This window comes from Streptomyces durocortorensis (assembly GCF_016901035.1).
In the GTDB taxonomy this organism is placed as follows: Bacteria; Actinomycetota; Actinomycetes; order Streptomycetales; family Streptomycetaceae; genus Streptomyces; species Streptomyces durocortorensis.
In genome coordinates this window covers 1-13,534 of sequence record NZ_JAFEUF010000192.1, presented here as the reverse complement: position 1 = coordinate 13,534, position 13,534 = coordinate 1, and the positions used below count along the sequence as shown (strand labels likewise).

At 73.1% G+C, this 13,534-nt stretch carries 14 protein-coding genes and 1 pseudogene; 7 read left to right on the top strand and 8 right to left on the bottom strand.

Annotation, left to right across the window (positions count from 1 at the left end):
- The 4 genes from JS521_RS27135 to JS521_RS27120 all read right to left on the bottom strand — a co-directional run.
- A partial coding sequence (locus JS521_RS27135; protein WP_239487889.1) for an NAD(P)H-dependent flavin oxidoreductase occupies positions 1-520 on the bottom strand: 520 nt, incomplete at its 3' end.
- Positions 520-1,269: a CoA-transferase subunit beta gene (locus JS521_RS27130; RefSeq protein ID WP_205085594.1), complete on the bottom strand. Its 750-nt coding sequence runs from the start codon at positions 1,267-1,269 to the stop codon at positions 520-522. The genes JS521_RS27130 and JS521_RS27135, both read right to left, overlap by 1 nt.
- Complete coding sequence (locus tag JS521_RS27125; protein WP_372448622.1) at positions 1,266-2,168, bottom strand: CoA transferase subunit A; 903 nt, start codon at positions 2,166-2,168, stop codon at positions 1,266-1,268. The genes JS521_RS27130 and JS521_RS27125 overlap by 4 nt, the downstream gene beginning before the upstream one ends.
- A gap of 3 nt (positions 2,169-2,171) precedes the next feature.
- Positions 2,172-2,921: an enoyl-CoA hydratase family protein gene (locus tag JS521_RS27120; RefSeq protein WP_205085593.1), complete on the bottom strand. Its 750-nt coding sequence runs from the start codon at positions 2,919-2,921 to the stop codon at positions 2,172-2,174.
- Positions 2,922-3,017: 96 nt separating this feature from the next.
- Here JS521_RS27120 and JS521_RS27115 point away from each other — a divergent pair, with 96 nt between their 5' ends.
- From JS521_RS27115 to JS521_RS36865, 3 genes and pseudogenes are all read left to right on the top strand, one after another.
- A complete protein-coding gene (locus tag JS521_RS27115) occupies positions 3,018-4,004 on the top strand; it encodes an SDR family oxidoreductase (RefSeq protein WP_205085592.1) in 987 nt (328 codons plus the stop codon).
- A 104-nt stretch (positions 4,005-4,108) separates the two neighbouring features.
- Positions 4,109-4,411: pseudogene (locus JS521_RS37555) on the top strand (VOC family protein); the annotation flags it as partial.
- Between the two features lie 411 nt (positions 4,412-4,822).
- A complete protein-coding gene (locus JS521_RS36865) occupies positions 4,823-5,407 on the top strand; it encodes a GNAT family N-acetyltransferase (protein WP_239487891.1) in 585 nt (194 codons plus the stop codon).
- Here JS521_RS36865 and JS521_RS27105 read toward each other — a convergent pair.
- Positions 5,358-6,176, bottom strand: coding sequence for an ankyrin repeat domain-containing protein (locus JS521_RS27105; RefSeq protein WP_205085590.1), 819 nt, complete (start codon positions 6,174-6,176; stop codon positions 5,358-5,360). The two genes, JS521_RS36865 and JS521_RS27105, sit on opposite strands and share 50 nt — an antisense overlap.
- Before the next feature lie 38 nt (positions 6,177-6,214).
- The gene (locus tag JS521_RS27100) at positions 6,215-7,132 is read right to left on the bottom strand and encodes a hypothetical protein (protein ID WP_239487888.1); all 918 of its coding nucleotides are present in this window, start codon (positions 7,130-7,132) and stop codon (positions 6,215-6,217) included.
- A gap of 295 nt (positions 7,133-7,427) precedes the next feature.
- On the opposite strand from JS521_RS27100, the gene JS521_RS27095 reads away from it, so the two are divergent.
- A complete protein-coding gene (locus tag JS521_RS27095) occupies positions 7,428-8,195 on the top strand; it encodes a S1 family peptidase (RefSeq protein WP_205085588.1) in 768 nt (255 codons plus the stop codon).
- A 25-nt stretch (positions 8,196-8,220) separates the two neighbouring features.
- On the opposite strand, the gene JS521_RS27090 is transcribed toward JS521_RS27095, so the two are convergent.
- Positions 8,221-10,041 carry a glycoside hydrolase family 35 protein gene (locus JS521_RS27090; RefSeq protein ID WP_205085587.1) on the bottom strand — a complete coding sequence of 607 codons (1,821 nt, stop codon included), beginning with the start codon at positions 10,039-10,041 and terminating at the stop codon, positions 8,221-8,223.
- Positions 10,042-10,189: 148 nt separating this feature from the next.
- Between JS521_RS27090 and JS521_RS27085 the strand changes: the two genes are divergently transcribed.
- The gene (locus JS521_RS27085) at positions 10,190-11,068 is read left to right on the top strand and encodes an AraC family transcriptional regulator (protein ID WP_107414815.1); all 879 of its coding nucleotides are present in this window, start codon (positions 10,190-10,192) and stop codon (positions 11,066-11,068) included.
- Positions 11,069-11,093: 25 nt separating this feature from the next.
- A complete protein-coding gene (locus tag JS521_RS27080; protein ID WP_205085586.1) occupies positions 11,094-11,441 on the top strand; it encodes a chorismate mutase in 348 nt (115 codons plus the stop codon).
- A 33-nt stretch (positions 11,442-11,474) separates the two neighbouring features.
- Here the strand turns inward: JS521_RS27080 and JS521_RS27075 are convergent, their stop codons facing one another.
- Positions 11,475-12,161 (bottom strand): MIP/aquaporin family protein, encoded by a 687-nt coding sequence (locus JS521_RS27075; protein ID WP_307847959.1) that lies wholly within the window; start codon positions 12,159-12,161, stop codon positions 11,475-11,477.
- A gap of 280 nt (positions 12,162-12,441) precedes the next feature.
- Here JS521_RS27075 and JS521_RS27070 point away from each other — a divergent pair.
- A partial coding sequence (locus JS521_RS27070) for a M1 family aminopeptidase (protein WP_275564223.1) occupies positions 12,442-13,534 on the top strand: 1,093 nt, incomplete at its 3' end.

Sequence of the window (13,534 nt, the reverse complement as noted above, 5' to 3'; positions counted from 1 at the left end):
CGCCCTCTCCTACATGGGCGCCTTCCACGCGCCCGATCCGCGCAAGGTGCCGATCACCCTGGTCGCCCCGCCCGCCGAGCAACGCGACCTGCCCGCCACCCTCCCCGCCCTGCACGATCACGGCGTCCGCACCCCACGCCGCGACCTTCTCCGCGTGCCGCCGCGCCCCCACCGACGGGACGACGAGAACGCCCGCGTCCTTCAGCTCCGCGATCAGCTCCCTCGACGGGGCGAGCGCGAACGACGCCACCCGCACGCCCTCCTCGACGATGATCCGTACCCGCTCCCGCGCGTCCCCCGCGTCCGCCCGCAGATTCACCCCGAACGGCGCGTCCGTGCGGGACTTCACCTCCCTTACGGAGGAACGCAGTTGGTCCGGCGTCATGGTCGCCGAGGCGAGGATGCCCAGCGCCCCGGCCCGTGCCGTCGCGGTGACCAGGCGGGAGCCCGCCACCCAGCCCATCCCGGTCTGCACGATCGGGTGCCGGACGCCGACCAGGTCGGTCAGGGCGGTGCGCATCAGGCCCTGACCTCCCGGTCCCGGGTGTGCGCCGGGTCCACGACCTCGCGGATCAGGGCGAGTTCGGCGGGGGAGGCGTCGCGGGTGTACGGGCCGTCGGCGGGGACCGTGAGCGCGAAGCCTGTCGCCTCGCGGACCTGGTCGACCGTGACGCCGGGGTGGAGGGAGGCCAGCCGCATCGAACGGTCCGGCGTCGCGAAGTCGAAGACCCCGAGATCGCTCACGACCCGCGGGATGCGGTGGAAGCGGGTGGCCGACGGCCCCGCCGCCCGCGCGCTGTCGTGCCCGACCCCGCAGATCATGTCGACGCGTTCGACGAAGACCCGGGGGGAGTGCCGGGGGATCCAGTAACTCACCGGGTTGTTGAGGGTGTTGACGGGTGCGCCGCGCACGCCCAGCAGTTGCCGGGAGGGCTGCTCCCAGTCGCCGATGCACGAGATGTTCTGGTTGCCGTAGCGGTCGATCTGGCTCGCGCCCATCATCACGTGCCGCCGTCCGCCCGTCACCAGCGCCAGATGCCTGCGGTAGGGGAGCCAGCCCTCCGTCTCGCCGTCCGGGCCGACGAGCGTCGCCTCGCCGTCCGTGAGCAGCAGATCGGGGGCGAAGGTCAGCCGGGCCAGCCGGGCCCCGACCGACGGCACCGCGCCCATCGGACTGGCCAGGATCTCCCCGTCGCCCCGCCAGGCCTCCGCGCAGGCGATCACGCAGTGCTCGGCACGGGTGACGCTCCCGGTCGCGGACGCGTTCACTTCTGCTCCTCGTGCCAGATGCGGACGGCTTCCCGGTAGCTCTTCTCGTCGCCGTCCGGCGGCAGGAAACGGGCTGTGAACTCCGCCCAGGCGGCCGGGTCCGCCGCCGCGGCCGCGTACGCCTTCTGGAACGGCTCGTCGCGCGGATGGTCGGGTACGCAGGAGGTGAAGTGCGCCCCGCCCGGCGTCTCCACGACACCGGTGACGGAGTGCCGTTGCACGAGGAGGGTCGGCAGCGTCCCGGTGTCCTCGGTCAACTCCCTTGTCTCCAACAGGCGTTCGCAGGAGACGTACGCCGTGTCCGCCGCCTCGCAGAACAGGTCGTCGAAGTACGGGTCGGGGCCCAGGTACTGCCCGTTGCCGAGCCGGTCCGCCCGGTTGAGGTGGACCAGCGCCGCGTCCATCCGCAGGGCCGGCATCGCCACGAACTCCTCGCCGTCCTCGTACGGCGAAGTCACCGTGCGCAGTTCGGGGTTGACCCGCATCACATCCGATCCGATGCCCGCGCGCACCGGCAGGAACGGCAGCCGGTTCGCCGCCGCGTGCAGCCCCCACATGAACATCGCCTCGTCGATCTCCGTCAGTGCGAACGCGCCGCGCTGCCGGGCCGCCCGGTAGTGCGGCTCCAGCGGGATGGAGTCGAGCGTCACGAACGCCGTCACCAGGCGGCGGATCCGGCCCGCCGCCGCCAGCAGCCCGACGTCCGGACCGCCGTAGGAGATCACTGTCAGATCGGTGACCGATGACCGGAGCAGCGCCCTGACCAGGGCCATCGGCTTGCGGCGCGACCCCCAGCCGCCGATCCCGATCGTCATCCCGCTGCTCAGGCGGTCGACGACCTCCTCGGGCGTCATCGTCTTGTCGCGTACAGGGGCGTGGGAGCGCGGGGGAGCGGTCACGGTTCAGGCCTCCTTGCCGAAGGTGTCGCGGACCCGGGCGGCGGTCCCGGCGAGGTTCGCCTCGAAGGTGAACCCCTGCTCGAAGCGGTAGCTGCGCTGCACGTCGACGGGGTCGATGCCGTTGAGTGCGGCCTTGGCCAGCCGCAGCAGATGGCCGTCCTTGGCGGCGATCTCCACCGCCAACGCCAGTGCCGCATCGTGGAGTTCGGCGGGCGGGACCACGCGCCAGACCGAGCCGTGGGCGTGCAGTTCGGTGGCCGTGACGGTCCGCGAGGTGTAGTACAGCGTGCGCATCAGGTGCTGCGGGACCAGCCGGGACAGATGGGTCGCGGCGCCGAGCGCGCCCCGGTCCAGCTCCGGCAGGCCGAAGACCGCGTCCTCGCTCGCGACGATCGCGTCGGCGTTCCCGACGAGGCCGATGCCGCCGCCCAGGCAGAAGCCGTGCACCGCCGCGACGACCGGCACCTCGCACGCGTACACCGCCGCGAACGCCTCCGCGCAGCCCCGGTTGGCGCCGATCAGGGCCCCGTGCCCCGCGTCGCGCTGCAACTCCTTGATGTCGACGCCCGCGTTGAAGCCGCGTCCGGCGGCGGTCAGGACGACGCAGCGCACCTCCGGGTCGCGGCCCGCCGACCGGACGGCGTCCGCCAGGTCGTACCAGTCCTGTACGGAAAGCGCGTTTACGGGGGGACGGTCGACGGTGACGACGCGGACGCCGTCGTTTTCGGGGGGCGATGCGGTGGAGACACTCATCGGAGGATCAGCTACCTTTCCACCAAACATTTGTTAGGTGGACGGTAGCAGTCCCGTCCCCGCCCGCCAACCAGGCCCATGCGAAAGGGAGATGCGATGAGCGCACCCACCAGCGGAGGACTCTGCGCGGACCGGGTCGTCGCCGTCACGGGCGCCGGGCGGGGGCTCGGCCGGGCCCACGCGCTGGCCTTCGCCGCCGAAGGCGCGCGCGTCGTCGTCAACGACCTCGGCGTCCGACCGGACGGGAGCGGGGGTGAAGACTCCGGCGGACCGGACGGGAACGGCCTCGGTGCCGGCCCGGACGGGGGCGGGGACCCCGGTGGACCGGCCCGGGAGGTCGTCGACGAGATCGTGGCGGCGGGCGGCGAAGCCGTCGTCCACAGCGGCGACATCGCCACCACCGAAGGCGCGGCATCCCTCGTCACCACCGCCGTCGCCGCCTTCGGGCGACTCGACACGCTCGTCAACAACGCGGGCTTCCTGCGCGACCGGATGCTGGTCAACCTCGACGAGGACGACTGGGACGCGGTGGTACGGGTCCACCTCAGGGGCCACTTCCTGCCGCTGAAGCACGCAGCCGCCCACTGGCGCGCCGAGGCGAAGGCGGGCCGCCCGCCGGCCGCCCGGGTGATCAACACCAGCTCCGGCGCCGGACTCCTCGGCAGCGTCGGCCAGGGCAACTACGCGGCCGCCAAAGCCGGCATCGTCGCCCTGACCCTGGTCGCGGCGGCCGAGCTGGGCCGGTACGGGATCCACGTCAACGCCCTCGCCCCCGCCGCCCGGACCCGGATGACCGAGCAGACCTTCGCCGAGGCCATGGCGGCCCCGGGGGAGGGGGAGTTCGACGCCATGGCGCCCGAGAACGTCTCGCCCCTCGTCGTCTGGCTCGGCTCCGCCGCGAGCGACGGGGTGACGGGCCGCGTCTTCGAGGCCGAGGCGGGCCGCATCACCGTCATGGAGGGCTGGCGCCCCGGCCCCACCGACGACCGGGGCGCGCACAGGTCCCCGGCCGAGGCGGGGGAGACGGTGCGCCGGCTGCTGGCGGACGCGGAGAAGCCGGGGCAGGTGTACGGGGCGTCGTAGGCGGGCCGCAGTCGCAGCCGCAGTCTCAGGGGCTTCGGGGGAAACTCGTTTGCGCGGATGTCCGGGCGCCCGGTATCCAGCACAGGACACCCGAGGAGCGCACGATGACGCGGCACGGCCCCCTGAACGAGTTCTGCTGGATGGACCTGAAGACCCGCGACCCCTCCGGCACCGCCGCCTTCTTCTCCGCGGTGCTGGGCTGGGAGTTCGCCGTGGACGAGACGGACTGGCGCCGGGCCGTCGTGTTCTGGGCAGGGGACCACCGGATCGGCGGCGTGAGCGACCTCGCGCAGCCCGTCTACCCGCCCGGCCTGCCTGCCCATGTCGCCTACTACCTGGCGGTCGACGACGTGGACCACCGTACGGCCGAGGCTGCGGAGAAAGGCGCACAGATCCTCCTGCCGCCCTTCGACGCGGGGGACCAGGGCCGGATCGCCACCCTCATCGACCCGGTGGGCGCGGCTGTCTCCCTCTGGCGGCCGCAGGGGTTCGCGGGGTGGCCGGTGTCACCTCCGGACGACGGCGGGGCGTTCCCTCAGCACATGGTGCTGGCCTGCGCGGACCCCGAGCGTGCCCGGCATTTCTACACCGGGACGACCGGCGCTCCGCTCACCCGGGCCACGTTCCTGGAAGCCGCCCCCGGCACCACGCCGCAATGGGAGCTGGCCGTGGCCGTGGGCGACCCGGACCGCGTCGCCGCCCGGGCCCGCGAGCTCGGCGGTGAACTCGTCACCGTCACCGGAGGCACTTCACGGCTGTCGAGCCCGGAGGGGCTGACCCTCCGAATCACCACTGCGCCGGAGGTCTCCCCGGCGTTCCTGGAGACGGATTCCTTCCTGGAGACCGACCGGCTCGTCCTGCGCCCGGTCACGCCGGCCGACGCCCCCGACCTGCTCGCCCTCGACAACGACCCCGCCGTGATGCGGTACATCAACGGCGGCTGGCCCACCAGCGCCGAGGACATCCGGGACCGCACCCTGCCCCGGCTCCTCCACGACCACGCGTGCACCGGAACCCGCGGCTACTGGGCCGCGCGGCACAAGGGCACCGGAGCGTTCCTCGGCTGGTTCGAGCTCCGGCCGCTGGACGACCACGACCCCGCCGTCGTCGAACTCGGCTACCGGCTGAACCGGGCCGCCTGGGGCCGCGGTTACGCCACCGAGGGCGCGCGGGCCCTGATCGGCAAGGGGTTCACCGACCTCGGCGTCCGGCGGGTCACCGCGAACACGATGGCGGTCAACACCGGATCCCGGCGCGTGATGGAGAAGGCGGGCCTCACCTTCCTGCGGGCCTACGTCGACGACTGGCCGGAGGCCATCGAGGGCTCCGAGCACGGCGAGGTCGAGTACGAACTCACCCGGGAGGCATGGGAGGCGACGGAGACAGAGGCGCGCGGCCGGTAGGCGACGGTCCGGCGCGGACCCGCGCCTCCAGCAGCGCCGCGATCTCCCCGTGCCCCAGGTGCTGGTCCACACCCGCCGACGGCACCCCGTCCCGGAGCAGCTCCACCGCCATCGTCTCCTCGCCGTCCCTCCGGTCGCGGAGCGTCACCGTCTCGATGTCGGAGCCGTACACCTCCACCAGCCGCCGCCCCAACTCCTCCTCCGGATCGAGTGCGGCGATGCCCCGCGCCTCGGCCAGCGCCAGGGCGACCGCGGCCTCCTGCCCCGTCGCCCCCGCGCCGTACGCGAGCAGCGCCCGTACCGTACGCACCGAGCCGCGCTGCGCCGCCGGCACCAGCGGCGCCTCGCCCCGCGGGCCCGGCAGCAGCGGGTCCGCGCCCCCGGCGAGGAGCAGTTCCACCGTCGCGGAGTGCCCCAGGCCGACCGCCCACCGCAGCGCCGTGAAGCCGAACTCCTCGCGCAGATCCGGCCGCGCCCCGGCGGACAGCAGCGCCTCCACCACCTCGGTGTGCCCGCCGCACGCCGCCCCGCACAGCGGCAGGTCGCCGGCCTCGGGCCCGCTCGCCCGGTCGGGGTCGGCCCCGGCCGCGAGCAGCAGCCGCACCGTCTCGGGGCGGTCCTGGACCGACGCCAGATAGAGCGCGGTCGTTCCCTCCTCGTCGCTCGCCTCGGCCCGGGCACCCGCGCGCAGCGCCCGTACGACCGCGTTCGCGTCCTCGTACAGCGCGTCGAACAGGCTTGGTTCGTCCCTGATCGGCTCGTTCGTCATCCTTCGACCCTACGGCCGGACACGGACAACGCCCGAGGTCAGGTATCGCACTCCAGGCGCGTACGGCACAGCCCGCAGCGTGCGCTGACCCGGCCCCGGACCGGAAGCCGGATGCGCTGGTGGCAGGTGGGGCAGGGGAAGGAGACGCGCAGGCCCTCGCCGCCGGTCTCGAAGACGTACGGAACGTTCGGGTCCGGGGCGGCTTCGGGGTGGTCCTGGGCGTACCGCCGGTCCTTGGCGTAGCGGCGGCGGCCCGACCAGCCGGCGGCGGTCAGCGGCGGTCTGCGCAGATCGTCCAGCGCCCGCTGACGCCCCTTGGTGTACGCGGTGTACGCCTGGGGGCTGGTGAACCACGGGGAGGGGTCCTCGTCGAAGGCGAACGCCCGCTTGGCCAGGACGTACCCGAACTCCTCCGGGGTCAGATAGCCGAGCTTCTGACGGGACGTCGCGTCCTCCCGGAACGCGTCCAGCAGCAGCCAGCCCGCGCCGAGGTACGCCGTCGTCGTGTCGGTCAGGATCTCGTTGGCGCGGGTGCCGGGGAACTCCAGGTCGAGCCGGTGCAGCAGCACATGGGTGACCTCGTGCGCGAGCGCCGCCCCGATGTCCCTGCGGTGGGTGCGGAAGCGGTCGTTCAGCTCGATGAAGTATTCGGGGCCCGCGGTCAGTTCCACGCTCGCCGCGTGCTCCATCGCCCGGAAGCCGACGATCATGCGGGCCTCGGGCAGATGGAGGTGCTGGACCAGGGAACGCGCCACCCGCTGGGCTCCCAGGTGCAGATCGTCCTCGTCCGCGAACGCGGCGTCGGCGGGCGCGAGGCTGGTGGCGTAGGTGCGGACGCCGTCCGCGGAGAGCCGGCGGTAGAGCGCGGTGATGGCGGAGCGGACCGTGTCCAGATGCGGAAAGCCATGGACGACGGGTGCGCCCGGAGGGCTGTTCGTCACGCCGGAATCCCCCATCCGCGACGGTCGACGGATCTCCACTGTATGCCGGACGGGGGAGGGGATCGGGGAGGAGGGCCGGGGAGGGGCCGGAAAGCCGCCTGGTGATCTTGGCCGAAAACTACACCTTGTGTCAGCGGTCACTCGGTACCGATAATCGGAGTGTTCTTGTCGCGTACATGACGAGTTCGTCTTGCGTGCCGGTACGTCCCGTACATCAGCACCGCGTACAGGGACTCCTGCACGGCAACGCGGTACGGCAACCTCCCACAGCAACCCCCCACACGAAATCCCCCCACGAAAGCAGGCATCTGTGAAGCTTCTGAGTGCGCTGAAAAGGTGTTCCGTCGCCATAGCCGCCGTCGCCCTCGCGACCGTCAGCCTCCAGCCCGCCTCCGCCGCCCCCCAGCCGATCGTCGGCGGGGAACGCGCCGAACAGGGTGAGTTCCCCTTCATGGTCCGGCTCTCCATGGGCTGCGGCGGCTCGCTCTACACCCAGGACATCGTCCTCACCGCCGCCCACTGCGTGGACGGCTCGGGCGACGACACCTCGATCAGCGTCACCGGCGGCGTCGCCGACCTCGAATCGCCCGACGCCATCACGGTCAACTCCACCAAGGTCCTCCAGGCCCCCGGCTACAACGGCACCGGCAAGGACTGGGCGCTGATCAAGCTCGACAAGCCGATCGACCAGCCCACCCTGAAGATCGCCACCGACGCCGCCTACGACGAGGGCACCTTCACCGTCGCCGGCTGGGGCGCCGACAAGGAAGGCGGCAGCCAGCAGCAGCACCTGCTCAAGGCCGACGTCCCGTTCGTCTCCGACGCCGACTGCCAGGGCGCCTACAGCAACCTCGTCGCCGACGAGGAGCTGTGCGCCGGCCTCCTCGACACCGGCGGCGTCGACAGCTGCCAGGGCGACTCCGGCGGCCCGATGTTCCGCAAGGACGACTCCGACGAGTGGGTCCAGGTCGGCATCGTCAGCTGGGGCCAGGGCTGCGCCCGCCCGAACTACCCGGGCGTCTACACCCAGGTCTCGCACTTCGCGGCCGACATCGCCTCCGCGGCCGACTCGCTCTGATCCGCTCGGAGCGGCCTGCCGCTGATCACGGCTGAACCACCCCGGGGGTGCCCGCTCGACCGGGTGCCCCCGGGCCCAGTTCCACCCACGGCTCGCCCGCGTCCTCCAGCTCCAGCACCCACACCTCGTTGGCGCCCTCGCGGAGCACCGGGCCCGGCACGTACAGGATCCGCTGCGGGCCCGCCGACCAGTACCGGCCCAGGCAGAAGCCGTTCACCCAGACGAAACCACGTGCCCAGCCCGGCAGTTCGAGCCCCGCGTGACCGAGACCCGCCGCGCCCTCGATCGTGAACGTCCCCCGGAACAACCCCGTCCGCCCCGCGTCACCGGCCCCGGCGGCGGCGTCCACCCGCGCGAACGGCACCGCCGCCACCGCGCCCGCCGCCTCGAAGGCGTCCAGCCGCAGCCCCCGGGCCCGTACCCCGTGCAGATACTGCCGCTCGTGCAGCACCCCGCCCGTGATCCCCTTCGGCTCGCCGAGCCGCGGCCCGTAGTTGACCCGGCCCAGCGACTCCACCCACAGCTCGACCTCTGCCGGACCCGCCACCGGCTCCGGCAGCGGCCCGGACTCCTCGGTCAGCACCCCGGCCCGCGCCCCGTCCACGTACACCACCGCCCGGTCCCGCAGCCCCGAAGCGCCCAGCGGATACGCCTGGCGCGGCCCCGGCACCGCCACCCGGTAGCGCACCAGCCCCCGGTCCACGCCCAGCTCCTCGAACGTCGGCGGCACCCCCGACTCCGTCTCCGGATCGCCCAGCGCCTCCAGTACGTCACCGAGCCCGGCCCACCCGTCCAGCTCCACCCGCACCGGTCCGGCCGGCCCCACCGGCTCCGGCGGCAGCGCGGGCAACGGCCCCTCGGCGTACCCCTCCAGGACCTTCCGGAACAGGTGGAACTTCTCCGTGGCCCGCCCGTACTCGTCGACGGGCGCGTCGTAGTCGTACGACGTCACCGTCGGCTGGAACTCCCCGTCCTGCAGGGGGCCACCGCGGTTCGCCCCCGCCCAGCCGCCGAAGTTCGTCCCCCCGTGCGCCATGTAGATGTTCACCGACGCCCCGCACTCCAGGATCTCCCGCAGCGCCCCCGCCGCCTGCTCCGCGTCCCGCAGCACCGGCTCGGCCCCCCAGTGGTCGAACCAGCCGCACCAGAACTCCATGCACATCAGCGGGCCCTTCGGCTGATGCCGGCGCAACACCTCGAAGCCCTCCCGCGCCCCCGAACCGAAGTTCGCCGTCGCGAGCAGCCCCGGCACCGAACCGCCGGTCAGCATGTGGTCCTCCGGGCCGTCCGACGTGAACAGCGGGACGCTCACCCCGCACTCCCGCAACAGCCCCGCCAGCCACTCCAGATACACCGCGTCGCTGCCGAAACTCCCGTACTCGTTCTCCGCCTGGACGAGGACCACCGGACCGCCCCGGCCGATCTCCCGCTCCACCACCTGCGGCAGCAGCTCCCGGAACCACCGCTCCACCACCGCCCGGTACTCCGCGTCCCGGGTCCGCACCCGCCGCCCGAACCGGCCCGTCACCCACACCGGGAGACCGCCGTTCTCCCACTCGGCGCAGATGTACGGACCCGGCCGCACGATCGCCCACAGCCCCGCCCGCTCCACCGCGTCCAGGAACCGGCCGAGCGCCCCCACGTCCCGGACCTCGCCCTCCCGGGGCTCGTGCAGATTCCACGGAACGTACGTCTCCACGCAGTTCAGGCCCATCGCGGCGAGCATCCCGAGCCGGTGCTCCCACTGCTCCTCGTGCACCCGGAAGTAGTGCAGGGCGCCCGACAGCAGCCGTACGGGCTTCCCGTCGAGCCGGAAGCCGTCGTCCCCCACGGTGAAGTCGGTCATCGTGCAGTTACGCTCCTGTGCTCCGCCGCACCCGGCGGCCCGGGGGTGAATGGGTCCGACCACCTTCACCCCTGGCGCGCACCGGGTCCATGGACAAAGATCGCTGCTGATTGGACGCAACGCACCGCCCAGGGAGAGGAAGGCCGCGATGTACCACACCTGGATGCGCTTCTTCACCCCCAGCCCGCTCCACCACCGCCTGGGCCTCGTCTGCCTCGGCGTCGGCCTCCAGCACGGCGCGCTGCCCACCGTCGGCCCCCGCACCCTCGACCACCACGTCGCCGTGATCGTCAACTCCGGCACCGGCTGGTTCAAGGGCCCGGACGGCCGCCGTACCCCCGTCACCGGCCCCAGCCTCATCTGGCTGACCCCCGGCACCCCCCACCACTACGGCGCAGACCCCGGCACCGGCTGGGACGAGAGCTTCGTCGACTTCACCGGCCCCGCCACCACCACGTACACCGAACTCGGCTACATCGAGCCCGACCGCCCCCTCGTCCCGCTCGCCGACACCGCCGCCCCCCGCGCCGCCGTCGGACGCATCGTGCGCGCCGCCCGCCGCGGCAACCCTCTCCTGGAGGTCGAGACCGGGGCCGCCGTCCACGAACTCCTCGTCTCCCTGCGCCGCGCCCGCGCCGACATCGGCCCGGACGGCGACCCCGTGCTCCAGGCGCTCGCCCGCGACGCCTACCAGCCGCTCACCGTCGCCCAGCACGCCTCCCGGCACGGCATGACCCCCGCCGAACTGCGCACCGCCGTACGGCGCGGCGCAGGGTGCAGCCCCAAGGACTACCTTCTCGGCATCCGCCTAGGCCGGGCCAAGGAACTCCTCGCCGCCACCGACCTCCCGGTCGCCGCCGTGGCCCGCCGCGTCGGCTACGACGACCCCGCCTACTTCTCCCGGCTCTTCGCCCGCCGGGTCGGCACCGCCCCCGTCCGCTTCCGCGAACAGCAGGGCCGCAGCGTGCCCGGCGGCTGGAGCGACCGGGTGCCCGACCCCGACGACCCGCCGACGATCGGGCCGTGAACGCGGCCGTCTAAGCTCGCTGACCATGAGTACGAGCGAGATCGACGCGTCCGTCCGGGCCGAGCTGAACCGGCTCCGCGAGAGCATCGACAACATCGACGCCGCCGTCGTCCACATGCTGGCCGAACGCTTCAAGGCCACCCAGCAGGTCGGCCGCCTCAAGGCCGACCACAAGCTGCCGCCCGCCGACCCGGCCCGCGAGACCCGCCAGATCGCCCGGCTCCGGCAACTGGCACAGAGCGCCAACCTGGACCCGGCGTTCGCCGAGAAGCTGCTGAACTTCATCATCGCCGAGGTGATCCGCCACCACGAGCGCATCGCCGACGAGGCGGAGAACGGCGGGGCGGAGAACGGCGAGGCGGCGGACGGCTGAGTGCCGCCCCCGTCCCGGGAAGGGCGACGCCCCTTACCGGGCCGCCCGCCGGAGCCCGATCCGCCCCGCGAGCCACGCGCCGAGCAGCGCCCCCAGGACCGGCCCCAGCACGTACACCCACAGCCGCCCGGCGTCCCCGGCCAGCAGCGCCGGGCCGAACTGCCGTGCCGGGTTGGCCGATCCGCCGCTCAACGGCCCGAGCACCCCGATCACCAGGGCCGTCGTCAGCCCCACCGCGTACGGCAGCACCCGCCGACCGCCCGGCGAGGCGAGCAGCACCCCGAGCATCAGCGTCGACGCCGCCAGCACCCCCGCCTGCGCCGCCAGGACCGCCGCGTCGCCCCACGCCGGATCCGCCCGCACCGAGGCATGGCGGACCGCCGGGCGTCCGACCGCCGGACCCCACACCAGCCCGGCACACCACACCCCGAGCACCGAACCGGCCAGCTGCGCCACGGCGTACGGCACGACCTCCCGGCCCGGGAACGCCCCCAGCCGCCACAGGGCAAGGGTCACGGCCGGGTTCAGGTGGCCGCCCGAGCACCGGCCGGGCGGGGACAGCATGAACAGGGCCAGCAGGGTTCCGACGACGCACCCCAGCACGGCTGGACGGGCGGCCATGGCCCCCGGGTCCGGGCCGACGAGCCACCGCACACTCGACACGATCAGGAACAGCAACAGCGCGGTCAGCGCCGCCTCGCACACGGCCCGGGGCAGCACGGGAACGAGAACGACAACGGGACCGGGGCCGTGCGGGGGCTCCGGTGTCCGGGGACCGTTCGCGGCGGGCGGCCGCGGGGCGTCGGGCCCGGGTCTCGGAACGACAGGTTCGGGCGCAGGCGTGAGCGTCATGAGGGACGTCCTCGGTACTCGGTGTGCCGCGCCGAGGAGATGGTAAGCGGCAACAGCCCCCAGGGGGTATCCGTGGGCCCCGGAACCGCCCGTCCGCCCAGGGAGAACCCCGCTGCGCCCGCCGTCCCCCGTACGGCAGCATGGGGCCATGTCCGTACTGACGCGCGACGAAGCGCAGACCCGAGCCCAGATCCTCGACGTGGAGCGGTACACGATCGCCCTCGACCTCACCACCGGCGAGGAGACCTTCGACTCCGCCACCGCCATCCGGTTCACCGCCCGCGCGGCCGGAGACACCTTCGTCGAGGTCAAGCCCGCCACCCTGCGCTCGATCAGCCTCGACGGACAGCCCCTGGACCCCGCCCTCCTCGACGGCAACCGCTACCCCCTCACCGGACTCACCGCAGGCCCCCACGAACTGCGCGTCGACGCCGCGATGCACTACTCCCGCACCGGCGAGGGCATGCACCGCTTCACCGACCCCACCGACGGCGAGACGTACCTCTACACCCAGCTGTTCATGGAGGACGTCCAGCGCGTCTTCGCCGCCTTCGACCAGCCCGACCTCAAGTCCGTCTTCGCCATCGACGTCACCGCCCCCGAAGGCTGGACCGTCCTCGGCAACGGGGTCGCCGAACACACGGGGGAGGGGCGCTGGACCATCGCCCCCACCCCGCTCATCTCCACCTACCTCGTCGCCGTCGCCGCAGGCCCCTGGCACTCGATCACCACCGAGCACGCCGGACTGCCCTTCGGCATCCACTGCCGCCGCTCCCTCGCCCCGTACCTGGACGCCGACGCCGACGAGATCCTCGACATCACGCGCGCCTGCTACGACCGCTACCACGAGAAGTTCGACGAGCCCTACCCGTTCGACTCCTACGACCAGGCCTTCGTCCCCGAGTTCAACGCGGGCGCCATGGAGAACCCCGGACTCGTCACCTTCCGCGACGAGTTCGTCTACCGCTCCGCCGTCACCGACACCGAGCGCCAGACCCGCGCCATGGTCATCGCCCACGAGATGGCCCACATGTGGTTCGGCGACCTCGTCACGCTGACCTGGTGGGACGACATCTGGCTGAACGAGTCCTTCGCCGAGTACATGGGCTACCAGACCCTCACCGAAGCCACCCGGTTCACCGACACCTGGGTCGACTTCGGCGTCGCCCGCAAGGGCTGGGGCTACGACGCCGACCAGCGTCCCTCCACCCACCCCGTCGCCCCGGACCCCGACGCCGTCC

Coding starts and splice junctions, on each gene's coding strand:
- JS521_RS27105 (WP_205085590.1), bottom strand. CDS start 6,176: ATGACGAACGAGCCGATCAGGGACGAACCAAGCCTGTTCGACGCGCTG.
- JS521_RS27080 (WP_205085586.1), top strand. CDS start 11,094: ATGAGTACGAGCGAGATCGACGCGTCCGTCCGGGCCGAGCTGAACCGG.
- JS521_RS27085 (WP_107414815.1), top strand. CDS start 10,190: ATGTACCACACCTGGATGCGCTTCTTCACCCCCAGCCCGCTCCACCAC.
- JS521_RS27090 (WP_205085587.1), bottom strand. CDS start 10,041: ATGACCGACTTCACCGTGGGGGACGACGGCTTCCGGCTCGACGGGAAG.
- JS521_RS27115 (WP_205085592.1), top strand. CDS start 3,018: ATGAGCGCACCCACCAGCGGAGGACTCTGCGCGGACCGGGTCGTCGCC.
- JS521_RS27100 (WP_239487888.1), bottom strand. CDS start 7,132: ATGGGGGATTCCGGCGTGACGAACAGCCCTCCGGGCGCACCCGTCGTC.
- JS521_RS27120 (WP_205085593.1), bottom strand. CDS start 2,921: ATGAGTGTCTCCACCGCATCGCCCCCCGAAAACGACGGCGTCCGCGTC.